Genomic DNA, 24,260 nt, shown 5'->3' with positions numbered 1-24,260 from the left:
ATAGCTATCGAAATTGGTGGAAAGATAAAGTAAGCGACCTTTTCCCTTTACATAGGGTAGGGGGGTATAGTATGATGGAGTCATGAAGGGAGGATGTTAGATGGTCGAAGCGAATCACATGAACAGTGAAGAAAAATGTTGTACGATAAATAGTGAAAGAAAAAGTCACCATTCTCCAGAAGTGAAAAAAAATCTAACGAGCCGATTAAATCGAATTGAAGGACAAATTCGAGGAATTAAAGGATTAATTGAAAAAGATACGTATTGTGACGACGTGATTACTCAAATCGCAGCTGCGCAGTCTGCTTTAAATAGTGTAAGTAAAATTTTGCTTGAAGGTCACTTGAAGCATTGCATTGTAGAACGTGTGCAAGATGGTGATGAAGAAGTAGTAGATGAATTATTAACAACCATTAAACGATTAATGAAATAAAGGAGATGCTAGAAATGGAAAACGTAACATTATCAGTACAAGGAATGTCTTGCGGTCATTGCGTCAAAGCTGTTGAAGGCGGCGTAGGCGAACTTAATGGCGTTAAAAGCGTAGAAGTAAGCTTAGAAGATGCAAAAGTAACAGTTGCATTTGATCCAAGTCAAGTAACGGTTGAAGATATTAAAGAGGCTATTGATGACCAAGGTTATGACGTAGCATAAACATCATCGCGTGCGAATACCTTCGCACGCTTGATTTAAGAAATATATATACCCCTTATAGGTATATAACAGGAGGCGAAACGTGATGAGTGACAAACAAAAAGAAGCCACCTTGCAAATTACAGGTATGACATGTGCAGCGTGTTCTAACCGAATTGAAAAAGGATTAAAAAAAATAGAAGGTGTAAAAGAAGCAAATGTGAATTTGGCTTTAGAAAGATCTACCATCATATTTGATCCGTCTAAAACAAGTCCACAGGCCTTTGAAGAAAAAATCGAAAAGCTTGGGTACGGAGTTGTAAGTGAAAAAGCCGAATTTGCTATTACGGGCATGACGTGCGCTGCTTGTTCGACTCGTATTGAAAAAGGGTTAAACAAATTAGAAGGCGTGACAAAGGCAAGTGTTAACCTTGCTTTAGAAACGGCTTCTGTTGAATACAGCCCTTCTCAAATAGCTCCGCAAGATATAACGCAGCGAGTTGAAAAGCTTGGATACGGAGCAAAGCTAAAGTCGGAAGAAAAAGAAGAAGAGCAAAGCTACAGAGAAAAAGAACTGAGTAAACAAAAAGGAAAGTTCTGGTTTGCATTTATTTTAAGCGTACCTTTATTGTGGGCAATGGTTAGCCATTTTACGTTTACGTCGTTTATTCCTTTACCTCATATGCTAATGAATCCATGGGTTCAGCTCGCTTTAGCTACGCCTGTTCAATTCGTGGTAGGGAAGCAATTTTATGTAGGCGCATTTAAAGCTCTGCGTAACAAAAGCGCCAACATGGATGTTTTAGTAGCACTAGGTACAAGCGCAGCTTATTTCTATAGTCTATACTCTTCTCTTAAATCACTTGGGTCATCTGCTCATACGAATCAGCTTTACTATGAAACGAGTGCTATATTGATTACGCTGATTCTTTTAGGGAAATTATTTGAAGCAAATGCCAAAGGCCGTTCTTCAGAGGCAATTAAAAAGATGATGGGCTTACAGGCTAAAACGGCCGTTGTCATAAGAGACGGAGCAGAAGTTGAAATTCCAGTGGAAGAAGTCCAAAAAGGCGAAGTTGTTTTTATTAAGCCTGGTGAAAAAGTGCCTGTAGACGGAGAGATTATTGAAGGACAATCGGCCTTAGATGAGTCCATGCTGACAGGTGAAAGCGTACCGGTAGATAAAAACATTGGAGATAAAGTAATTGGAGCCACACTCAATAAAAACGGTTTTTTGAAAATAAAAGCTACAAACGTTGGCAGGGAGACGGCGCTTGCGCAAATTATTAAAGTAGTAGAAGAAGCGCAGGGTTCTAAAGCGCCTATTCAGCGACTAGCTGATTATATCTCAGGTATATTCGTGCCAATTGTAGTCGGAATTGCACTTCTTACTTTCTTTGTTTGGTATATTTGGATTGCGCCTGGCGAATTTGCACCGGCTTTAGAAAAGCTTATCGCCGTACTAGTGATTGCATGTCCATGCGCGTTAGGCTTAGCTACTCCAACTTCCATTATGGCGGGGTCAGGCCGCGCAGCAGAATATGGTATTTTGTTTAAAGGCGGAGAGCATTTAGAAGCAACGCATAAAATCGATACGATTCTTTTAGATAAAACGGGAACTGTGACAAATGGAACCCCCGAGTTAACCGATGTACGTATTGCACAAGGCTATGAAGAAAATGAGCTATTACAGTTAGTTGCATCGGCTGAGCGTTTGTCGGAGCACCCTCTCGCTCAAGCACTCGTAGCAGGTATAAAAAATAAAGGTATAGAGATTCAAGATCCGTTATCTTTTGAAGCTATTCCAGGGTATGGAGTAAAAGCAACTGTACAAAAGCGAGAGCTGTTAGTGGGAACAAGAAAGCTTATGAACCAACATAAGGTAAATATTGATACAGCCTTAGAAGAAATGACAAATTTAGAACGAGAAGGAAAAACGGCTATGCTCGTTGCTCTTGACGGAAAATATGCCGGCATGCTTGCTGTTGCAGATACCATTAAAGCGACTTCTAAAGAAGCAGTTTCCAGGTTAAAAGAAATGGGCTTAGAAGTGATGATGATTACAGGTGATAATCGTCAAACAGCTCAGGCTATTGCGATGCAAGCGGGTATTGAGCACGTTATAGCAGAAGTGTTGCCAGAAGGCAAGGCAGAAGAAGTGAAAAAGCTTCAGCAGCAAGGTAAAAAAGTCGCCATGGTAGGAGACGGTATTAATGATGCTCCTGCACTTGCGTTAGCTGATATTGGAATGGCCATCGGAACAGGAACGGATGTAGCGATGGAAGCCGCTGATATTACGCTGATGCGAGGAGACTTGATGAGCATTGCAGATGCGATTGAAATGAGTAGAAAAACAATTTCTAATATTAAGCAAAACTTATTCTGGGCAATGGGCTATAACACGCTTGGTATTCCAATTGCAGCAGTTGGGCTGTTAGCCCCTTGGGTCGCTGGAGCCGCGATGGCCTTTAGTTCTGTGTCGGTTGTATTAAATGCACTGCGATTGCAGAGAGTGAGGCTATAATATATGAAAAAGTGGATCGTCTCAGCAATTTTGTACGTGCTCGCAGTCATAGCAGTATATGCTATGTGGGCAATATAAACTAAAAAATATTAGATTCAACGAGTCATTCTCGGTAAAAGGGATCTAAAAACAAAGCTGCTAAAGAATATTCTTTAGCAGCTTTGTTAGGTGCAAGGAATTTTTTTGATTCAATTCATACCCTTTAAGATGAAGGTCTTCTGGATGCTTTTGCTGAGCAATTAACACATCACGTCCATCATCCATAATCCAAATGAAATAATGACGGCTAGAACCATCTTCATAGGTAATGGTCATTTTGCAATCGATGCTCCCAGCAGATTCTTCATCTAAGAGAAGTTTCATATGCTGAGCCTTTTTTATACTGTTGGTGAATGCATTCATATCTTGTTCATCGATAAATGTTTTGAGCGTTTTCATTTTAATGGACGTTACTTCTATTTTTTGTACGCTAGATGAGAGAGTGGAGTATGCGGAAGCAAAAGGGGCTCCCATCACCAAGCTAAACGCAAGTAAGAGTGAGGACAGAGCAAAGCGTATTTTTAGCATGTTTCTTTCCTCCTTTTATTTTTATACTTTTTCCTTGTGGTAAGTGATTCATACGAGGGCCTTTTTTAGGAACAGGAATTATTCGTGCCCAATTATCTTCATCTTCACAAAATCTGCACAAATTCTAGCTACAATAAGGAAAAGAAGAAGAGTAGGCAAAGGTAAGTTGTTTCTAATGATTAAATGATTTTTATTTTAAAGTTTATTATGTGGAAAAGAGGGCCTGTTATGAAAAAACAGCTATTTATTCTTGGGGCATCTGTCATTATTGGACTAAGCGGATGCAGAAACGATTCTAGTCATGAAAAGCCTTCAGCTGACAAAAACGAATCCATGCACGATCACTCAGAGATGAATCACTCTAGTTCAGGAGAGGTTCCAAAAGGGTTAAAAAAAGCAGAGAATCCAACATATAAAGTCGGAGATAAAGCCGTTATAAAAGCAGATCATATGAAAGGCATGAACGGGGCTGAAGCAACGATTGTTGGTGCTTACGACACTACGGCCTATACCGTTTCGTATACGCCAAAGACTGGCGGGAAAAAAGTGAAAAATCATAAGTGGGTTATTCAAGAAGAAATAAAAGACGCGGATAACGAGCAGTTAAAGCCAGGTAGCGAAGTAACGCTTGAAGCAGATCATATGAAAGGTATGAAAGGGACAAAAGCAACGATTGATTCAGCCGAAAAAACAACGGTATACATGGTAGACTACGCACCGACTACAGGCGGAGAGAAAGTAAAAAATCACAAGTGGGTAACCGAAAGTGAACTTTCAGCCAAATAGACTATTAGCGAAAAAAGAGGCTGGTACAAAAGTATTTTAGGTAAAAAAAGGTCCGAACGATGAATCGAGATTCTTGATTGAGAATCCAACTCGTTCGGATTTTTTCGTTGTTATGGTGAACGTAGGTTTCATGTAGGTGGTGGCTTCTAGCTGTAGTTTGGATTGATTTAGTTATGACTCAATCTCTTTTTGTTTTATGTTTTATCATGAGGAATTTCTTACATGGTGGATGAAGAAAACGCATGTTTCTTTCAAAAGAAGTTGTGGTATTGAGTAGAATGCTACGGTAATAAAACGAACAAACTACTGATGAAAGGAGCTAGCTATGAGTGAACATTCAGTAAAGCGAACAGGACGTACACGATGGTTTATTTCATCTTTGTTAAGCAGTATGATTATTTTAAATTATTTTGATCGTGTAGCGGTGTCAGTGGCCGCTCCTGCAATACAAGATGCATTTCACTTAACGGGAACAGAGCTCGGAATTGTCTTTTCTATTTATACGTATTCTTATACGATCATGCAAATACCTGCGGGAAGCTTGCTTGATCGGTTCGGAGTAGCATGGGTAACAAGAGTGGGTATGGTAATTTGGAGTTTATTAACGATGTCGATGGCATTTTTACAAGGAAAACTTCTTCTCTATATCGTCCGGTTTTTAATAGGAATAATGAGTGCTTCAGCTTTTCCAGCAGCATCAAAAGCTACATCTCTATGGTTTCCTCCAAACGAAAGAAGCTTGCCAAATTCTTTGTTTGATTCAGCGGCCAAATTTTCAAATGTACTTGGCGCACCTCTTGTAGCGTTTCTCATCACTAAATTTGATTGGCGCACAGCATTTTTATCCATTGGAATGATAAACGTGCTGTTTACGCTGCTGTTTTGGTTTTATTACGAAAAACCAGAAAAGCACAGACGCATATCAGATGATGAGTTGAAGTATATTCAAGAAAATAATTTAAATGCGAACGATGAACAAACATCAAAATTTTTACATACCTTAAAAGTATTATTTACGAATCGAAAAGTTTGGGGGCTAATGATTGGGTTTACAGGCTATGGATATACGTTTAATTTACTGTTAACGTGGCTGCCAACTTTTTTAAAAGAAAAATACGGTATGGATATCATGTCATCGGGTCTGCTTACGGCAGTACCTTGGCTAATTGCTACATTTGCTGGCATTTTAGTTGGCGGTTGGCTTGTTGATTACCTCATAAAAAAAGGATATAACAGTCAAAAAGTATATCGCACGATCATTGTTGTAGGATTATGCTTAGGGTTTGTTTTTTTAGGCTCTATTTTCACCAATAGTGTTGTAGTAGCGATGATTTGTATCTCGATTGGACTGGCAGGTATATCGGCAACGGCACCAATCGGCTGGTCAATTTCTGCTGAAATTGCGCCTGCAGGCTCTATTTCTCTTCTCAGTTCTATTGTTAATTTAGCTAATAATTTGTTTGGTGGAATTATAGCTACAGCTTTAACGGGATATCTATTGGATAAAACCGGTTCTTTTGATCTAAGCTTTATTGTAGCAGGAATTGTATTGTTGCTAGGCTTAATTTTTTATATTTATGTGCTGGGAGATATTAAACAAATTAAAATTCCAAAAAAACAAAGTACGAAGTAAAACCCCATGACTCGTTATGGGGTTTACTTTTGATTATAAATAAAGACCTTGCTTGTGCGTTTAGCGATGTGAGAAATGCTATTAAGAAGGGAAATAAGGTAAATTTGTTTGTTTAAAACATATGATAGAGACTTATTTTAAAACAGAATTGTTAGTATAGCATGTTCTTAAAAAGGTTAAGATGGTTTTTATGAAGAAATTCTGTGTCTATTTTTGTGATGTCAGCAGAAGTAGATATGAACCGCACTATAAAAAATAGAAAGGCAGAGGAACATGAATCATAAAGAAAGTGAAAACAATACTGAGTTAAATCAAAGTCATTTGTTAAAGGAGCCTCAACGTATAGAGTTATCTAAGTATCAAATTTTAAAAGCACTGATACCTGTTATTATACTTGGGATTGTCGTTTTAGTTGCCGTATTACAAAATGATGGTCTTCTTAATTGGATTTAGGCATGCAATAAAAAGAAACTGCATATAGTGTAATTCAAATTGCTTGTACACAGTAGTAGAGGGAAAGAGGGAGATACATGCCAAGAGTAACCGTTTTAGGATACGGAAGTTTTGAAGTGGCAAAAGGAAAAAAGCTTGTCTTGGCACTCGAAGACGACGGTATAAATATTCTTCATCGATGCGGCGGGAAAGCTAAATGCACGACTTGCAGGGTAGAAGTGCTTGAAGGTGAATATTGTGATTTAACACACGCAGAGAAAAATGCATACTCAGAAAGTTCAATTGAAGATCACCTGCGCTTATCATGTCAAATTCGTGTAAATGAAGATATCACCGTTCGCCCAATATTAACGGTAGAGAGCTCAGGACGAGAAGCAGGACCTCGACCCGCAGAGTAGTCCTGGAATCGCAAAAAGCAGCGTGTTGAATGTTCAGTCAGCATGCTGCTTTTTTCATTTTTATTAAAAAATAACAAGAACAGCTGCGGGGAGAAAAAGCTGTTCTTGTTAAAGTAAAGTACCTACGGAATGATTCCTTTAAATTTTAGCATTCTGTAAGGGAAATAGTAAATCACTCAAAAGAGTGATTATGAAGGCTTTTTTCGAACCGTTATTTGTAAATAGGTTTAATTGGATGCTTCAATCACATCTCCATTTTTGTAAATATGATACCACCCTATGGTGCCTGATCCGCCTTGATCCATCCAGTCTTTGTTTTTTGCTACGAATCTGTAGTAAGCTTTATCGTTGTTATCTTTCCGTAAGCGGTCGTCTGTACTGAAGACAATGTTGTCACCGAGTTCTTTTTTACCGAATGTAATAGCTGTGCTGACAGGAAATTGCTTTCTTTCTACCTTGTTCTCATCTAAAGCTGACCATGTTAAGGGGCCAACAATACCATCTGGAGACAAGCTGTGATCGGTTTGAAATTCTTTTACTACGTTTTGTGTTTGCGTACCGAAAATTCCATCAACTGATGTGTTATACTTCACATCTTTTAAGCTTTGCTGTAAGTCCTTTACGTAGCTAGCGTGAGAACCTTTACGAAGCGTAGGCCTTTTTTCTGCTTTAGTTTCAATTTTTTGTGAGTAGGTATCTTTAGCAGCTGCTTCAGTAGTTGGAGTGCTGAATGCTACGCATGTTGTTACAAGGGTGAGAGTAGAAAGCATGACAAGTGTTTTTTTCGTTAACATGAAATAACCTCCTTGTTTTTAGCAACTATTTGTCGCTTTTCATGAGTTTTATAACTAATCAGTAGCTATAAAGTCAATTTATTATAGCGCAAACAGTTTTCTATTTGCTTTTATATTCCTATGATTATATAAGATAGTCATAAAAAACTAGTGAAGTAGATAAATCGTTCTATGTTTTCACTATAATTTCACTTTTCTCTGATACAGTACGGAATGAAAAATAGCAGGTGGAGTGTCTTGCATGATCATAGTGTGTTTTGCTGTATAGCGCCCATAATAAATAAACGAATGAAAAGACTGCAAAGGGTCTTAGGTCTCTTTGTAGTCTCTTCATGTTCAAGAGCTCTGCGTTCAAATAATAACCAGAAAGGAATTACGTGATGTCACCTCTGTATTCCCAGCATATAAGGAATCTTTTTTCGAAGCAAAAGTTTAATAAATTATCGCGTAAACAAATCTTTCTCTATATACTAGGAATTTGCTGTTTGTGTATAGCGCTAATAGTAACAAACCACAATTATTCGCTTTATAAAAAACCGATAGCGGAGGTAGTGAAGACGAATGTTGTAGAACAAAATAAATCTGCTGATTTAAATCACAACAAAGATACCGTATATTCTCAAAAAATTGTTGCTAAAATCATGAACGGAAAATATAAAGGGAAGCTTATCCATTTAGAGAATACGTACTCATACTCAGGTGCTTATGATCAAAAGTACACTGTCGGAACAGATCTTTTTGTCTCCTTAGAAAAGAATTCACAGCATGCTTTAAGCGGCACGATTGAAGGAGTGAAGCGGGACACGCAGGTTACCGCTGTCGCGGGCTTATTTATACTGATTTTGCTGGCGATTGGAAAAAAACAAGGTTTTTATTCAATCATTAGCTTATTTATTAATATTGTACTTTTAATCGGGGCCTTAAATGTATATCTAGCACTAGGGAATGTGAGCTTGCTAGCTGTATGTATTGTAGCTGTCGTTCTTTTTACAGTTATTTCTTTGTTATTAGTAAGCGGTAATAAAGAAAAAACGCATGTAGCGATTATTTCAACTTTAATAGGTACATTTGTTTCTCTTTTAATCGCGTATGGTGTCATGCAACTGACAGATTCTAATGGCCTTCATTATGAAGGAATGGAGTTTGTGACGATTCCTCCTCAAAAAATATTTATGAGTGAGGTATTAATAGGATCTTTAGGAGCTGTTATGGATGTAGCGATTACGATTACTTCTTCTGTCTATGAACTATATGAAAAGAATAAAGAGATAGCGCACAAAGATTTACTGAAATCGGGTAAGGAAATTGGCGGAGACATTATGGGAGCTATGACGAATATTTTATTTTTTTCGTATATAAGCGGAACAATCCCAATGGTTCTTCTTTATTTAAAAAACGGCTCTCCTTTAGGATATACGTTTTCGATGAATTTCTCCTTGGAGTTAATCCGTGCTCTTACTGGCAGTATTGGCATTGTTTTAACGATTCCAATTACACTCTATCTTTCGATTCTTTTTATTTTTAGGAAGGGGAACAGAAAGTGAACGTTTTACTATTGCTAGCTCTTATTTTATTTATTCTGATGAGTATTGTGGGCGGAAAAAAAGGAATTAGATCTTTCCTTGCTTTGTTCTTGAATTTTGGCGTTATTTTTCTAACCATTCTCTTTATGCTGTCTATAAAAAATACGATTATTGTTACGGTGATCGCTTGTACAATCATTAGCTGCATTAATTTATTTTATATTAATAAATTCAATCATAAAACGCTTGCTGCGTTTGTTTCAACGATTATTACCTTAGCCGTTTTAGTACTCTTTATTTTTATCATTGAACATCATGCCATGATTCAAGGGTTTGGAGAAGAACAAGAAGAAGAAATTAACGCTTTTTCACTTTACGTTGGAATTGACTTTGCTAAAATAGCCATTTGTACAATTATTATGGGAGCCATAGGAGCGATCATTGATATTTCGCTATCTATTTCATCTTCTATGAATGAATTATTTATTCATGATCCGTCCGTAACTAAAAAAAATCTCTTCAATTCAGGACTAAAAATCGGAAGAGATATTTTAGGCACCACAACCAATACACTGTATTTTGCATTTGTAGGGGGATATTTGACTTTAATTATATGGTTTAAGAGATTGTCGTATTCGTTTGGGGATATTATCAATTCAAAAACCTTTTGTGCAGAAGTCATTTCTATCTTAAGCGGAGGCATTGGTGTAGCCATTATTATTCCAATTACTTCGTGGATTAGTGCCTCTATTTTTTTACAAAAAAGAGAAAAAGCGAACCATATGTACAAATAAAAAACAGAAAAATCATAAGAAAATGCCCATCCAACTGGTAGTCATTAATATTTGGATGGGCATTCACATTAGTTGTGGAATGTTGAAAAAACAACTGATGGAGGCTGTGAGTTATAGTTGAACGAAGGATTATTCTCTATTTTTCTCACTGATAGATAATACGAAAAGGCCAGGAAGCAGAATTTACAGGAGAAGCAGCTTTTACAAGGACGGTCTCACCGTTTGCTGGAAGCAGATTTTTAAACACATAAATTCTACGTTCACCTCTTGGAGATCCAGGTCCTCTGGAGGTTTTTTTGTGTATAATATTTCGCTCATTTTTTGGATCGAGTATCCAATGTGCGTACCAAATCTGCCGTAAAAATTGTCTATTTGTACTTTGCGGACGTTCATCAAATATACAGTGATTCACTTGGCCTGTCCAATATAGATATCGCCCATTTCCTATATGCTATTCATCTCCTATCTGATATCTGATTCCTACACATTCACCAGGATAGATAATATCACGGATATTATAATGATTCTCTCTTTGACAACTAGGATCACTATATTGCGTATAAGGCGTAATTTCAACTTTTTCTAACTGATTTTTTCTAAAATACAAATATTGCTGCGTGACTTGCCCTGTCGTTCGGTTTACGGCTCGGTGGCTAAGAAGAATACCATTATAAGTCTGTAACTTTGTGTTATCGATGCTTCTTGTAACCGTTAAGGTACCAGCATTTGAGCTTATGACGCCGCCTACTAATCTTCCATTATGAACACAGTACCCGTTTCTGCAAGAGGCACCGGCATTAGCTCGATATAGAACTCCTACGCATGTCCCACTATTAATTAAAGTCAATTATATTCACCTCGCATTCTAACTTGTTTTATAGAAACAGCTTTCGAAAGTGCTCTTCGGTTGAAATTCTTTCTATAGATCATCCGGGCCGTATCGATAGGAAGGCTGTGTTTGAATAAAGTAGCCATTTCGCACTTGAGCCACCCAGTTTTGAAATATTTCTCTCCATTCAACACGGTTAAAAAACTCATCAAGCGGTTTTGTAGAATCCCATTCAATAATAAAGAAAGGAACTACTGCTGGATTCCAAACGCCTATACTGTTGACACCTGATTCTTTGATAAGAAGTAGAGGCAGGCCTCGTTGGTAACCCATGCTTGGCTCTATTTGTAAAAACGGAGCACCTTCCCATGATGGTGGCGGAGGTGTACCGCCGGGAATATTCGTCATGGTATAATTGGCAAAGACTTGCTGCATATTCACCGCGATCAACCCATAGCTAGAAAGTATCATTCGGCGAACGCTTGTTATTGTTTTATTAGGATATTGCTCTGTATCAGGCAGTGTACGAGGGAAAAGAAGAGCACGTTCAATTTCATCAATTAAACGATTAAGAAATCTCGTTTGAGTAGTATTAAGCATAGAAGGGTGGCTGAGGAATACAGGGATTTTAAAAGCTCTGTCGGCTGTATTTTTCAAAGGGATTTTAGGAGAAGCAGAGGGGGATACTTTATTGTCTCTAAGAGAGTAAGGCTTGTCTACATAATATTTACCATCTTGCGGATTATAATAGGAATAATGTTTTTTAATCGTAATCATCCTTTCTTATTTTTCTCTATATTTTATTCAGATAGACAAAATAAGTATGTATGTTTGTCCAAGGACATTAGGAGCATTTTTACGAGAAAACGTACCTATATTATCGTATGCTAGATTTGACTTAAATTAGTAGGGAAATAATTCCTTAAATCCAATCCTTAAACAACTACTAAATCACTTTTAGTTCACTAAAAAATTGTAAATCAGTTAAAAATCAATTATAGTAATGAAGCATTAATACATAAGCCCATTTATACATCAGCTGAAAGGGAGTAGGAGGTGTTCATTAATGAGTACAAAATCTATAGATAGTATTGAAAAGGCAGCTCAAATCTTAAAATTATTGGGAGATAAAACAAGGCTTTCGATGGTGAAATTAATAGAGAACAATGAATGTTGTGTGTGTGAGTTCGTGGATATCTATCAAGCTAGCCAACCTTCAATTAGTCAGCATTTGCGAAAATTAAGAGATGCTGAGCTTGTGAAGGAAAGAAGAAAAGGGCAATGGGTTTTTTATTCTCTTAATAAAGAAAGCCAGTACTATGAGTTTGTTCTGGGCATACTTGAATCTGTACCAAGTCAGGACGAACGTTTAAAAGAGCTGGAAAAACAAGGACTGCGTATTAGTTGTTGTGAATAATTGGAGGTTTAAAAAGTGGCATCAGTTGTACTAGCATCATTGATTTTTTTAGTAACATTAATTTTTGTTATTTGGCAGCCGAAAAATTTATCAATCGGCTGGTCGGCTTGCGGGGGAGCTATGCTTGCTTTACTGGCAGGCGTTGTTGATTTTCAAGACGTTCTTGAGGTAACCAGCATTGTGTGGAATGCGACTCTTACGTTTATTGCTATTATTATTATTTCTTTAATTTTAGATGAAATTGGTTTCTTTGAATGGGCAGCGCTTCATATGGCTAGAGCTGCAGGCGGTAATGGCGTGCGTATGTTTGTTTACGTGTCTCTTCTTGGAGCCGTTGTAGCAGCGTTATTTGCTAATGACGGAGCAGCGCTGATTTTAACACCCATTGTACTAGCCATGGTTCGGGCATTAAAGTTCGACGATAAAATGGTTTTTCCGTTTATTATCGCAAGTGGATTTATTGCAGATACAACGTCGCTGCCCCTTGTTGTTAGTAACTTAGTAAATATCGTATCAGCCGACTTCTTTGGTATTAGCTTTTCTGAATTTGCATCACGCATGATTGTTCCAGATTTGGTTTCTCTGTTTGCAAGTATTATGGTCTTATATCTGTATTTCCGCAAAAGGATTCCTAAGAAATACAATGTAGCAGATTTGCAGAAGCCAGTGGATGCCATCAAAGATGAAAAGATGTTTAGGTTATCCGGAATTGTCTTAGTTTTGTTAGTGCTAGGCTATTTAATTGGAGAATTCTTTAGCGTCCCTGTTTCGATTATTGCAGGCACCATTGCTATTCTGTTTTTGATGATGGCCAAAAAAAGCCGAGCGGTTCATACAAAAAAAGTGTTACGGGGAGCTCCATGGGCGATTGTCTTTTTCTCTATCGGCATGTATGTTGTTGTATACGGCTTGCGTAATGCCGGTTTAACAGAAATTCTGGCTGATGTGATCCAAGCAACGGCTAGTCATGGACTGTTTGCAGCAACAATTGGTATGGGATTCACTGCCGCTATTCTTTCATCGATTATGAACAATATGCCAACCGTTATGATTGATGCACTAGCAATCAATGCAACACACGCAGCTGGAATAATCAAGGAAGCGCTGATTTATGCAAACGTTATTGGATCGGATTTAGGTCCGAAAATTACCCCGATTGGTTCTTTAGCGACGCTTTTATGGCTTCATGTTCTTTCAACAAAAGGCGTGAAGATTTCATGGGGAACGTATCTTAAAACGGGTATTATCTTAACGATTCCGACATTGTTTATTACGCTTGTTGGTTTGTATATTTGGTTATTGATTATTTCATAACACGTCCTAAAGGAGATTTGTTTTAGTCGATATGATAATGACTGTTTCCAGAAAAATTCAGATACGTATCAAAGCTGTAGAAAATGATCTACAGCTTTTTTATTGAAAAGCTATAACGGACAGCGACACGTTTTTAAAATGAGATAGGTATCTCTCATCTAAACTACTTTTCTCCTCATTCATACTCCAACAGCTCTTTCTATGATAAAATAATAAAACTGACTAAGTTTCACATGGAAATTTGAAATGTAAGGTGATTAAATACATGAAGTTAATTATTGCAGAAAAGCCGGATCAAGGATCGACTCTAGCTTCACAGTTTAAGCCGAAGCGTCACGACGGCTATTTAGAGATTCCACCGAATGAAGTATTTACAGACGGAGCGTATGTGACGTGGGCAGTGGGGCATTTATGTCAGCTTGTAAGTCCGGAAGATTATAAGCCGGAGTGGAAAAAGTGGTCAATTGACACGCTGCCGATGATTCCAGACCGCTTTCAATATGAAGTGACGCGCTCAAAAGCTAAGCAGTTTCAAGTGGTAAAAAAACTGCTTAAAAAGCCGACGGTCACAGAAATTATTCACGCGGGAGATGCGGGGCGTGAAGGAGAATTGATTGTTCGTAATATCATTCAGCTCTCAGGTGTGCATAAGCCGATGAAGCGATTGTGGATTTCTTCTTTAACGCCAAAGGCCATTTATGATGGGTTTCAACAGTTAAAAGACGAAAGCGATACGCGTAACCTTTATTATGAAGCATATACAAGAGCATGTGCGGATTGGGTCGTTGGGATGAATGCTTCACGGGTGTATAGCATTTTGTTAAAAAAGCACGGCATGTCAGATGTTTTTTCAGCGGGGCGCGTGCAGACGCCAACGCTTGCTTTGATCGTAAAGCGTGAAAAGGAAATTGATAACTTTAAATCAGAGCCTTTTTGGGAAGTGCTTGCTAAGTTTGATATTGAAGGAAAGAAGTATGAAGGCAAATGGCATCAAGACGGAGAGTCGCGTCTTAAAGAAAAAGAAATGGCGTATAAAATTGCTCAGTTTTGCGAAGGAAAAGACGCGGAAGTTCATGAACTCGTCACGGAGCGAAAAGAGTTCCAGCCGCCTTTATTATTTAACTTATCATCACTTCAAGCAACGGCGAATAAAGCGTTTAAGTTTTCTCCTAAAAAGACGCTTGATGTGCTGCAAGGGCTGTATCAGAAAGGGATTGTTTCTTATCCAAGATCAGACTCAAACTACGTAACAGAAGGAGAAGCCGAAACGTTTCCTGAGATTTTAGAAAAGCTGAGTGCTTTTTCTGAATACGAACATTTATTTCCGCTTCCTTACTCTTCAGTCCTGGGAAATAAACGCTATGTAAATGCAAAAAAAGTAAGCGATCACTACGCGATTATTCCAACGGAACAAGTGAAGGACCCTAGCAAACTGTCAGGAGACGAACAGAAAATTTACGACTTAGTCGTAAGACGTCTAATTGCGGCACACTATGAAAAAGCGATTTTCGACTATACAACGATTACGACACTCGTGGAAAAGCGGGCAGCTTTTATTTCAAAAGGAAAGCAGCAAATCCAAGAAGGCTGGCGTAAAGTAATTTTTCAAAACGAGAAAGACGACGACGTTATTCTTCCAAATGTTCAAGAAGGCGAAGAAGGAAAAGTTATTAAAGTAGACGTAAAAGAAGGTAAAACACAGCCTCCAAAACGCTACACAGAAGGTCAGTTGATTACACTGATGAAGACAGCTGGCAAGCATTTGGATAATGACGAGCTGGAGAAGATTTTAGCAAAATCAGAAGGGTTAGGGACTGAAGCTACGCGTGCGGGAATCATTACAATGCTTAAAGACCGTAAATATATTGATGTGAAAAAAAACCAAGTGTTTGCGACTGATAAAGGAAAGGTATTGATTGACGCGATTGGCGATAAAATTTTAGCTTCACCAGAAATGACGGCTAAGTGGGAGCAGCGTCTAGCTGAAATTGGAGAAGGAACAGCATCGGCCGCTGCTTTTATGGAACAAACAAAAAAGCTGTCAGCTAAAATTATCGAAGACGCTGTCGAAGCAGAAAGTAAGTGGAACTTCAGCGGATACGACACTGAATCCATTCAGCGAAAAGGCAAGGGCAAAGGTAAAAGCTTTTCTTCTAAATCGTTTGGTTCGTGTAGGCTTTGCGATGGAAAAGTAGTGGATAAAGGCTCATTTTACGGATGCTCAAACTATACAAAAACAAAATGCACGTTTACCGTATCGAAAAAGATTTTAGGTAAAACAGTTACGCAGGCTAATTTAAAAAAACTGTTGAGCGAAGGACAGACAGATTTGATTGAAGGTTTTAAAAAAGGCGATAAGACCTTTAACGCTAAGTTAGAATGGAAAGAAAACAAAGTGCAGTTTTTATTTGAAAAATAGAGGGATAAAAAGCGTTTGCTAAAGAGCAGGCGCTTTTTGCATGCAAAGAAACAGGATTTCTCCAGCTTTTCTAGAAGTTCTTACATAGCTTATTTATGCAAAGGATGAGATTGATGAAACGAACGAGTAAAGGGATGATTCCGTTTTGGGATTATATTGGCATTGAAGAAACGCTGCTTGATAAAGGATATGCGGAGTTAAAAATCACGATTCAGCCGCAGCTTCTGCAAGGAAGAGGAACGGTTCATGGAGGCGTTATTGCTACGCTTATCGACGCGGCGGTTGGTTCAGCTGTGCGGTCTTCTCTTTCTGAGGAGGAAAGTGCCAGTACAGTTGAATTAAAAGTAAATTACACAAGGCCGGGTATAGGCGATTATCTAGTTGCTAAATCCACACTGTCTCATCGTGGCAAAACGCTGGCTGTTGGAGAAGTGAAAATTGAAGACAGCAGCGGCAAGCTTGTTGCGCTTGGCAGTGCAACATATATGATTTTTTCAGCAGAAAAAGCTTAGGATTCTAAGCTTTTTCTGCTGAATGCAGGTGCTGACTAATACATGCAATGATTTTTTTATAGTAAGCTTCGGGATGGGGAGCCAATTCACTTTTATGTGCTGTACGGTGAATAGGCTCTTTTTTATTTGTTATCCCTTCAATGATCAGTTCTGTTTGATTTCCAAGCCACAGTTCGCAAAAGTGAGAAAAAGACGTTTTTACAAGTCCTGATACTTCTTCTTGCTGCAACGTAAACGCACTAAGAGGGTGAGAGCTGTAGTATAAAAATATATGTGAAAATTCTTTATCAACATAGTGCGGCTGAGATACTTCGTATTTAAAGACATCTAAAGGAAGCAATTCATCAAATGAAATGTTGACGCCGAGCTCTTCGTGAATTTCTCTTACACCGTCCTCAGCGGTTTCTGTATGAAGCAAATGTCCGGCAGCTGTGATGTCAAGTGCGCCGGGGTAATCTTGTTTTTGTTCGCTTCGAATTTGAAAATAAATATAGTCTGTATCATTTTCACGGCTGACAAACCAGCAGTGAAACGCTTCGTGCCAATAACCTTTTTCGTGAACTTCTTTGCGAGACGCTGTTCCTATGCGCTCCTGTTGGTCGTTAAATACGGTTAGCACTTCATCGTTCATCATAAAACCCCCATTTGTTTCCTACTTCTTTCTACTCTAACCTGCCATGAAAGGTATGTAAATAATGGAAGGTGAAAATCTGCTTTGATCCATATAAATGTGCACAAAATAAAGGATACATTAATTTTAGTAAAGAAGGTGCATGCGTTGAATCATTGGATGGAAGTGGTACTTCGTTCAGTGTTGATTTTACTTGGCTTGTTTTTTATTACAAAGCTGTTAGGGAAAAAACAGTTATCCAAACTTTCTTTTTTTGAATATATCGTTGGCATTACGATTGGAGATATTGCAGGAACAATTTCAATGGATGTAGATCTACAGGCAAGTCATGGTGTAGTAGCGATTTTAGTGTGGGCATCGTTTCTTATTTTTGTATCAAACGTATCGTTAAAAAGTATAAGCTTTCGAAAAGCGGTGGAAGGGACAACAACAATCCTCATTAAAGAAGGAAAAATTCTTGAGGGAAATGTAAAAAAAGAAAAATATACAGTAGATGAGCTCATGGAGCAGCTTCGCAAAAAAGACATCTTTTATGTGGAAGACGTCGCTTTTGCTATGCTCGAAACCAACGGGGAATTAAGCGTGCTGTTAAAAAAAGAAAAGCAAAACGTTACGAGAGAAGATTTATTAATAAAAGGAGAGGCGACACGATTACCTCAAACGATTATCATGGACGGAAATATAATGAAAGAAGCCGTTCATGAGCTAGGATATAGCGTAGCATGGGTTAAAGAGCAGCTCCAAAAGAAAGGTGCTGCAGCCGATAAGGTATTTTTAGGCCAAGCAGATTCAGCAGGTCATTTGTATCTTGATTATTATGAAGACTGAAGCTGAGAGAAAAGTATTTTAGCCCAAGTGAAAAACGAACCATTAATCAACATGTTTGATTAGTGGTTCGTTTTTTGTGATTGTGAACATAGTATTATCTGTTTCGTTCCTTCTAGCAGTTGATTGGAGGGCAAGGCGAAGACTCCTGCGGGGAAAGAAAACGGAACAGATGAGACCCGCAGGAGCGCAAGCGACGAGGAGGCTCAGCGACCGCCCGCGGAAAGCGAAGCCTTGCACGGAAATCAACTGCGGTGTAATAAGCAGTCTAGCTCATGTATCTCATTTGTTCGTCTTTAGGTTGGATTCATTTAGTTATGTTTCAACCTTAGCGTGGATCTACTTCTTGTCCGGATTTTATGTCCATTACTTTAAGGTTATTTTGAGGTGCTTTAATATCTTTACTTGCAGGTGCAGCTTTTTTATTTTCCACCCAGTCTACTAACAAATCAAAAGATTGATGGGCATATGGAAGCAGAGGCTGAAGCTCTTGATTTGGATCCGTTTGTTTATTCCATACTAAGCTGTCAACGTGATTTCCGTTTTTAACGGTATAGAGACGATGAAGATTTGCTTTGCCAGCTTTTTTAACAAGTTTTTCATAGCCTTCCGCGTGAATAGACGGGAAGATAAGTGAATCGAGAGAGCCGGCCATACTGATAAGAGGTACATCGATATCACCCGTATTTTCTACTTTTGCTACATTTTCTTTTACACTTTTTGGACGGGTTTGATAGCGATAATTTTCAAAGATATAATCCCATGAGCGATCACGTAGACCTGCTGAAGTAAAGTTTAAATAGTTGTGCCAGTTTGTTCTTCCTGGAGCAGTTGGATCAAAGTGATCACGGTAAATGTTTAATGTGACCGCCCAGTACACTTGATCATGATAATTCCACAATTTTTCTGATCCTTTCGGAAGACCTGCTTTGTACATTTGTTTCATGGCTTTTTTCTGTTCTTTGCCCGTTCCGTACAGCGCTTCTTCTGCGTTGTTGACAACAGGTGTTAGTGAGCTAATTAAATTTGGCGCTTTTGAACTCCATAATACGCCTTCCCAATCGACGCCTCCATCAAATAAACGAGGCTCTTTTGTTTGTTTTGGATCATCGTGTTCAAGTGCGTATCTGACAACGTATCCACCGTTTGAAATGCCAATTGCATAAGTTGGTACTTTATGATTGTTTCGAATCAAATCGCTTGCAGGGTTTTTTCGATTGGACGGGTTGATTAGCTTATCCGAATAATGAGTAGTTAAGTATTGCTGGGCAGCTTTTGTCAATTGACGATAGCGCATATTCCATTCTGCTACGCTGTCGTCGTCGTTAGCGAGTGCATTTTTTACTTTAGCAAAAGGATCGGTAGGGTCACTTTCTCCTTGCGTTCCTTTATCGGTGGCTGCAAATGCATAGCCTTTTTTAAGAACGTAATCGCTGAATAATAAATCGGTGGACGTTTCGTTGCGCGTGGCAGGAATGCCAGCTACCACAAGTTTTCCGTTCCAGTTATCAGGAACACGGATGACGAACTGAGCGTCTTCAAAAATGCCATTTACTTGCGTTCCTTTGACCTCAGCGGGCTGATTGATTCGATACCAGCCCGATCCATCTTCAGGTTTTCCCCAGTTATAAGGAGTAAGCCCAATATTGCCATAGAGCGTGGCCTGCTGATATTGAGCGGGGTTTTTAGTGGTGAGCCAATTCCCGTTCGCTCCGTCAAAATAGGTTTCTGCCGACTGATCAGCATTTGGGATTACATCTGTGTTGTTAGAAGCTTCAGCAAGAGATCCTGAAGCTGAAAAACAAAGAGTAGCAGAAAAAGTAAGCGCTATCATTTTTCGTTTCACATTTCTTCCTCCTCATAAAAATACTCATACCTTTTAAGTGAATTCCATAAAAAAGAAAAATGTCCTGTTTTAAAATCAGTTTGGAGGAAAGTTTTTTCATTTGTTTCTAAGCTGTTCTTGTCTAACAAACAGGTAAACTGCATCCAATTCTCTAGTTTCTTTTTAAGCTGCTTATATTATAATGAAAAAAGGATTAAAAAAGACAGGGTAAAACAATCGATTAAATAAGTATAAAAGATATGAAGAACGTTTCTATAAAACGTTTATCTTAGAGGGCAAGGGAGTAGGTCTATGAGCAGCTTTAACAGTCAGTTTTTGTATTCCGTTACAATCATTCTATTAGGATACATACTAAAACGAACAAACCTCCTTCAGCAAAAAGACGGGGAAGCTTTAGCCAGAATTATTTTTAATATTACAATGCCTTGCTTAATTATTGTCACATTCAGCAGTATTAAAATTGATGGATCGCTTATCTTACTATTAGTTATTGGGATTGTCTATGGCTTATTGTTAGCTGCGGTAGGGATTTTTGTTTTTCGAAAAGATGAAAGAAAAGTGAAAGGCATGCTGACGATGATGATTCCAGGATTTAATATTGGAATGTTTGCTTATCCACTAGTAGAAGGCATCTGGGGAAAAGAAGGGCTTAAATATTTTGGTATGTTTGATGTCGGAAATGCCTTTGTTATTTTTGTTTTATGCTATGTGATTGGCAGCTACTACTCTGGGGATGATATCGACATTGAATTTAAAAAGATTTTATATAAAGTATTAAAATCAATGCCGCTTCTTACCTATGTAATCATTTGTCTTCTTGCGATTATAGGCATTCATTTACCATCATACGTATTAGACGTTTCAGGCATTATCTCGAAAGCGAATATGCCGCTTTCTCTTTTGCTTTTAGGCGTATACTTAAATTTTTCATTCCAAAAAAGCTATTTGAAAAAAATTATCATGTTTTTAAGCATCCGCTACGTGATTGGACTTGGCGTAGGGATTGCGCTGTTTTTCCTGCTTCCGTTTGAAGATATGTTTCGGTATACAATCTTAGTTTGCTTCATTCTACCGGTAGCGGGCTCAGTTTTACCTTACGCAGTAGAATTCAAATACGATCAAAAATTTGTCGGCACCGTGTCAAATATGACCATTTTGCTAAGTTTTTTGCTGCTGTGGGGAATGACAAACATTTTAATGTAAATAACTGAGGACGCTCGCACTTGTGAGCGTCCTTTTTGATGAAAAAAGGATATTCCCAAATAAACAGAGGTAAGCTAGGAGAAGAGAAAATCCATCATACATACAACCTGACGGGAGGAAAAAAAGTGGAGTCCTTAACTTTTGTTTTATTTGGCGCAACGGGTGATTTAGCAAAAAGAAAAATCTTTCCTGCTCTTTATAATTTATTTACAGACAAAAAGCTCCCTGATGCTATTTCTATTATTGGATCGGGGTACGAGCAGATGTCTCATGAGGATTTTAAAGAGCGTGTAAAGCAATCTGTAAACGATTTTTCGAGACGGAAAATGGAAAGTAATGAGGAAGATTTTTTGTCTCTGTTTCATTATCAAGCAGTAGATGCAAGCAAAACAGAAGATTACAAACAGCTATTAAAGGTTGTGAATGAGCAAGAAACAACTCATGGAAGTAAAGGAAATCGTTTGTTTTATTTGTCCGTAGCACCCGAATATTTCGATGTAATTGCTTTGCATATAAAAAAAAGCGGCTTAGATCAAACCAGCGGCTGGAAGCGTCTAATGATTGAAAAGCCGTTTGGACATGATCTTGTTTCAGCAAGAGAGCTTAATGAGAAGCTAAGCAGTACGTTTAAAGAAGAAGAAATTTATCGAATTGATCATTATTTAGGTAAACCGATGGTGCAAAATTTAGAAGCGCTTGAATTTACGAACCCTGTGCTGCAATCATTGTGGAATAACAAACACATTGCGAACGTACAAATTACGGCAAGTGAAACAGTCGGTGTTGAAAATCGTGCAGGGTATTATGATCATACGGGGGCCATACGCGACATGATTCAAAATCATATGCTGCAGGTTCTCATGATGACAGCTATGCATCTTCCGAAACGAATTTGCTCAGAAAACATTTTAGAAGAAAAGCAAAAAGTAATGCAGTCACTGAGGAAAATTCAAGCGGAAGAAGTAGCTCGCGATGTTGTACGAGGGCAATACGGAAGCGGAGAAATCGATCACAAATCTGTTAGAGGATACAAAGAAGAGCCTGGCGTAGAAGCAGACTCTAAAAATGATACGTTTATGGCAGCACGTTTATGGATCGATAATCCATTTTGGAAAGGCGTTCCTTTTTATATTCGAACGGGCAAACGAATGAAAGAAAAATCAACTCGTATCGTCGTAGAGTTTAAAGATTCTTTAAAAGGTCTGTATGAAACTCCTTATGACAAAGTAGCACCAAACTTATTTATTATTGAAATTAGTCCAAGTGAAAACGTCGCTTTGCAGCTTAACAGCAAAAATCCATTAAAAAATGGTGTTATTGAGCCGGTTCGTATTACGTTTTCACGAGAAGAAGAAAGTGTGCCAGAAGCATATGAACGAATTATTTACGACGCATTAATTGGCGACTCCACATTTTTTGCCCATTGGAAAGAAGTAGAGCTGTCTTGGCAATGGGTGCAGCCTGTATTAGATGCATTTGAAGCTGACATGCTGCCTCTTTATGAATATCCATCCGGCTCACAAGGTCCTGAAGAAGCGCAAAAATTAGTTGCACAAGAAGGCTTTAAATGGTGGCTCGATGACGATGAACATGGAGAAGCACCTGGAGTGTTTTTACCGATTTAATAAAGACATCTCTTTCAGGGGTGTCTTTTTCATACTTTGTATATTCTGAATTTTCTTGAGGCTCTTATGTTCCCTGCGTATAATCAAAAGAGTAGATGCATGAAGTATTGTGTAGAGATTAATATAAAAAGACGCAGGGGGATTTTTGATGAAAACGTTAAAAATAGCGAACATACCAGGAGATGGAGTAGGAAAAGAAGTTGTGCCGGAGGCGGTTAGAGTCCTTCGTACGATTGCAGATCTTCACGGGGGATTAAAATTTGAATTTACAGAATTTCCTTGGAGCTGTGATTATTATTTGAAGTACGGACATATGATGCCGGAAGATGGGCTAAAGCAGCTTCAAGACTTTGACGGAATTTTTTTAGGAGCCGTAGGAAATTTAAATCTTGTGCCAGATCACGTTTCGCTATGGGGTCTGCTCATTAAGATTCGTCGAGAATTTCAGCAGGTAATTAATATTCGTCCAGCCAAGAGGTTAAAAGGCATCGCATCTCCACTAACGAACCCAAAAGATTTTGATTTAATTGTTGTTCGTGAAAATAGTGAAGGAGAATACAGTGAAGTAGGAGGCCGGATTTATCAAGGAGAAGATCAAATTTCTATTCAAAATGCGGTTTTTTCTCGAAAAGGAACAGAACGAGCGATGCGCTACGCATTTGAATTAGCTTCTAAAAGAAAAGCGAAAGTTACAAGCGCAACGAAGTCAAATGGAATTGTTCATTCCATGCCGTTTTGGGACGAAGTGTTTCAAGATGTTGCAAAGAGTTATCCTCATATTGAAACAGACTCACAGCACATCGATGCGCTGGCTGCTTTTTTCGTTACAAATCCAAGTCGTTTTGATGTAATTGTGGCAAGTAATTTATTTGGAGATATTTTAACAGATATCGGAGCTGCTATTATGGGGAGTATTGGCGTTGCTCCTGCTGCAAATATTAATGTGAACGGAAAATATCCTTCGATGTTTGAACCGGTGCACGGGTCTGCTCCTGATATTGTCGGAAAAGGCATTGCAAACCCAATCGGACAGATTTGGACGGCTAAAATGATGTTGGATCATTTCGGTGAACAAGAATTAGGCAGTCATTTGTTAGAGGTTATTGAACAAGTGACGGAATCGGGCATCATTACACCAGATGTGGGAGGCAGCGCAACTACTAGTGAAGTAACGGATCAAATTATTTCTCATTTAAAGAAGTGAAGGTTCTAAAAGAGGCTAGGACAAAAGAATATTAGACGAAGTGAAAAACGAACCATTGATCAAAGTGTTTGATTCATGGTTTGTTTTTTTTGTGGTAAACGCAGGTTTCGTGTGTGTAGGGCTTTCTAGCAGTTGATCGAAGGGCAAGACGAAGACTCCTGCGCGAAAAGCGAATTCTTGCATGGAAATCAAAATCGATAAATACATGTTGACACTTACATATATGACCCCTATAATAGTTTGAGTTGAGATAATTCGTATACATATTATTTCTAGACTATGATTTAGTTTGTTTTAATAAATAGATACGAATAAACAAATAAAAGGAGG

Annotated in this window: 23 protein-coding genes; 17 read left to right on the top strand and 6 right to left on the bottom strand. The window is 38.3% G+C overall.

Going from position 1 to position 24,260, the window contains the following annotated elements:
- Positions 1-100 precede the first annotated feature (100 nt).
- From AC3WJG_RS19820 to AC3WJG_RS19810, 3 genes are all read left to right on the top strand, one after another.
- On the top strand, positions 101-433 hold the full coding sequence (locus tag AC3WJG_RS19820; protein ID WP_013056612.1) for a metal-sensitive transcriptional regulator: 333 nt from the start codon (positions 101-103) through the stop codon (positions 431-433).
- Positions 434-447: 14 nt separating this feature from the next.
- Entirely contained in the window at positions 448-654 is a 207-nt protein-coding gene (gene copZ, locus AC3WJG_RS19815; protein WP_013082796.1) for a copper chaperone CopZ, read from the top strand.
- A gap of 85 nt (positions 655-739) precedes the next feature.
- Entirely contained in the window at positions 740-3,157 is a 2,418-nt protein-coding gene (locus AC3WJG_RS19810; RefSeq protein WP_098658484.1) for a heavy metal translocating P-type ATPase, read from the top strand.
- Between the two features lie 138 nt (positions 3,158-3,295).
- Here the strand turns inward: AC3WJG_RS19810 and AC3WJG_RS19805 are convergent, their stop codons facing one another.
- Positions 3,296-3,724 carry a hypothetical protein gene (locus AC3WJG_RS19805; protein ID WP_028408848.1) on the bottom strand — a complete coding sequence of 143 codons (429 nt, stop codon included), beginning with the start codon at positions 3,722-3,724 and terminating at the stop codon, positions 3,296-3,298.
- A 228-nt stretch (positions 3,725-3,952) separates the two neighbouring features.
- On the opposite strand from AC3WJG_RS19805, the gene AC3WJG_RS19800 reads away from it, so the two are divergent.
- From AC3WJG_RS19800 to AC3WJG_RS19785, 4 genes are all read left to right on the top strand, one after another.
- Positions 3,953-4,510 (top strand): YdhK family protein, encoded by a 558-nt coding sequence (locus AC3WJG_RS19800; protein WP_337134065.1) that lies wholly within the window; start codon positions 3,953-3,955, stop codon positions 4,508-4,510.
- A 325-nt stretch (positions 4,511-4,835) separates the two neighbouring features.
- On the top strand, positions 4,836-6,143 hold the full coding sequence (locus AC3WJG_RS19795) for an MFS transporter (RefSeq protein WP_102813109.1): 1,308 nt from the start codon (positions 4,836-4,838) through the stop codon (positions 6,141-6,143).
- Between the two features lie 273 nt (positions 6,144-6,416).
- A complete protein-coding gene (locus tag AC3WJG_RS19790; protein ID WP_013082801.1) occupies positions 6,417-6,596 on the top strand; it encodes a hypothetical protein in 180 nt (59 codons plus the stop codon).
- A 77-nt stretch (positions 6,597-6,673) separates the two neighbouring features.
- A complete protein-coding gene (locus AC3WJG_RS19785) occupies positions 6,674-6,994 on the top strand; it encodes a 2Fe-2S iron-sulfur cluster-binding protein (protein ID WP_337134064.1) in 321 nt (106 codons plus the stop codon).
- 227 nt (positions 6,995-7,221) lie between these two features.
- Here AC3WJG_RS19785 and AC3WJG_RS19780 read toward each other — a convergent pair whose 3' ends face one another.
- On the bottom strand, positions 7,222-7,788 hold the full coding sequence (locus tag AC3WJG_RS19780; protein WP_098331586.1) for a peptidoglycan-binding domain-containing protein: 567 nt from the start codon (positions 7,786-7,788) through the stop codon (positions 7,222-7,224).
- Positions 7,789-8,168: 380 nt separating this feature from the next.
- Between AC3WJG_RS19780 and AC3WJG_RS19775 the strand changes: the two genes are divergently transcribed.
- Both AC3WJG_RS19775 and AC3WJG_RS19770 read left to right on the top strand, forming a co-directional pair.
- Entirely contained in the window at positions 8,169-9,332 is a 1,164-nt protein-coding gene (locus tag AC3WJG_RS19775; protein ID WP_285850146.1) for a YibE/F family protein, read from the top strand.
- Complete coding sequence (locus tag AC3WJG_RS19770) at positions 9,329-10,105, top strand: YibE/F family protein (protein ID WP_102813112.1); 777 nt, start codon at positions 9,329-9,331, stop codon at positions 10,103-10,105. The genes AC3WJG_RS19775 and AC3WJG_RS19770 overlap by 4 nt, the downstream gene beginning before the upstream one ends.
- Positions 10,106-10,556: 451 nt before the next feature.
- Here AC3WJG_RS19770 and AC3WJG_RS19765 read toward each other — a convergent pair whose 3' ends face one another.
- On the bottom strand, positions 10,557-10,952 hold the full coding sequence (locus AC3WJG_RS19765) for a hypothetical protein (RefSeq protein WP_492588500.1): 396 nt from the start codon (positions 10,950-10,952) through the stop codon (positions 10,557-10,559).
- A 72-nt stretch (positions 10,953-11,024) separates the two neighbouring features.
- Positions 11,025-11,711: a hypothetical protein gene (locus AC3WJG_RS19760; protein WP_337134062.1), complete on the bottom strand. Its 687-nt coding sequence runs from the start codon at positions 11,709-11,711 to the stop codon at positions 11,025-11,027.
- Positions 11,712-12,000: 289 nt separating this feature from the next.
- Between AC3WJG_RS19760 and AC3WJG_RS19755 the strand changes: the two genes are divergently transcribed.
- The 4 genes from AC3WJG_RS19755 (at position 12,001) to AC3WJG_RS19740 (ending at position 16,596) form a co-directional block, all read left to right on the top strand.
- Positions 12,001-12,351, top strand: coding sequence for an ArsR/SmtB family transcription factor (locus AC3WJG_RS19755; RefSeq protein ID WP_013056623.1), 351 nt, complete (start codon positions 12,001-12,003; stop codon positions 12,349-12,351).
- A 15-nt stretch (positions 12,352-12,366) separates the two neighbouring features.
- Entirely contained in the window at positions 12,367-13,665 is a 1,299-nt protein-coding gene (locus tag AC3WJG_RS19750; protein ID WP_337134061.1) for an arsenic transporter, read from the top strand.
- A 265-nt stretch (positions 13,666-13,930) separates the two neighbouring features.
- Positions 13,931-16,084, top strand: coding sequence for a DNA topoisomerase III (locus AC3WJG_RS19745; protein WP_221840408.1), 2,154 nt, complete (start codon positions 13,931-13,933; stop codon positions 16,082-16,084).
- Positions 16,085-16,197: 113 nt separating this feature from the next.
- A complete protein-coding gene (locus AC3WJG_RS19740; protein WP_272801475.1) occupies positions 16,198-16,596 on the top strand; it encodes a PaaI family thioesterase in 399 nt (132 codons plus the stop codon).
- 4 nt (positions 16,597-16,600) lie between these two features.
- Here the strand turns inward: AC3WJG_RS19740 and AC3WJG_RS19735 are convergent, their stop codons facing one another.
- Positions 16,601-17,230 carry an NUDIX hydrolase gene (locus AC3WJG_RS19735; RefSeq protein WP_102813117.1) on the bottom strand — a complete coding sequence of 210 codons (630 nt, stop codon included), beginning with the start codon at positions 17,228-17,230 and terminating at the stop codon, positions 16,601-16,603.
- A 135-nt stretch (positions 17,231-17,365) separates the two neighbouring features.
- Here AC3WJG_RS19735 and AC3WJG_RS19730 point away from each other — a divergent pair, with 135 nt between their 5' ends.
- Positions 17,366-18,055: a DUF421 domain-containing protein gene (locus AC3WJG_RS19730; RefSeq protein WP_225049775.1), complete on the top strand. Its 690-nt coding sequence runs from the start codon at positions 17,366-17,368 to the stop codon at positions 18,053-18,055.
- A 325-nt stretch (positions 18,056-18,380) separates the two neighbouring features.
- Here AC3WJG_RS19730 and AC3WJG_RS19725 read toward each other — a convergent pair whose 3' ends face one another.
- Positions 18,381-19,898, bottom strand: coding sequence for an alpha/beta hydrolase (locus tag AC3WJG_RS19725; protein WP_337134060.1), 1,518 nt, complete (start codon positions 19,896-19,898; stop codon positions 18,381-18,383).
- 291 nt (positions 19,899-20,189) lie between these two features.
- On the opposite strand from AC3WJG_RS19725, the gene AC3WJG_RS19720 reads away from it, so the two are divergent.
- From AC3WJG_RS19720 to AC3WJG_RS19710, 3 genes are all read left to right on the top strand, one after another.
- Entirely contained in the window at positions 20,190-21,101 is a 912-nt protein-coding gene (locus AC3WJG_RS19720) for an AEC family transporter (RefSeq protein WP_025752008.1), read from the top strand.
- 125 nt (positions 21,102-21,226) lie between these two features.
- Positions 21,227-22,726, top strand: a complete 1,500-nt coding sequence (gene zwf, locus AC3WJG_RS19715; protein ID WP_180976329.1) for a glucose-6-phosphate dehydrogenase — start codon at positions 21,227-21,229, stop codon at positions 22,724-22,726.
- A gap of 148 nt (positions 22,727-22,874) precedes the next feature.
- The gene (locus AC3WJG_RS19710) at positions 22,875-23,930 is read left to right on the top strand and encodes a tartrate dehydrogenase (RefSeq protein ID WP_102813122.1); all 1,056 of its coding nucleotides are present in this window, start codon (positions 22,875-22,877) and stop codon (positions 23,928-23,930) included.
- Positions 23,931-24,260 lie beyond the last annotated feature (330 nt).

The organism is Priestia sp. FW507-14D1A (genome assembly GCF_058781295.1).
Note: the sequence above shows the minus strand (reverse complement) of the source record. Positions and strands in the feature narration are given on the sequence as shown.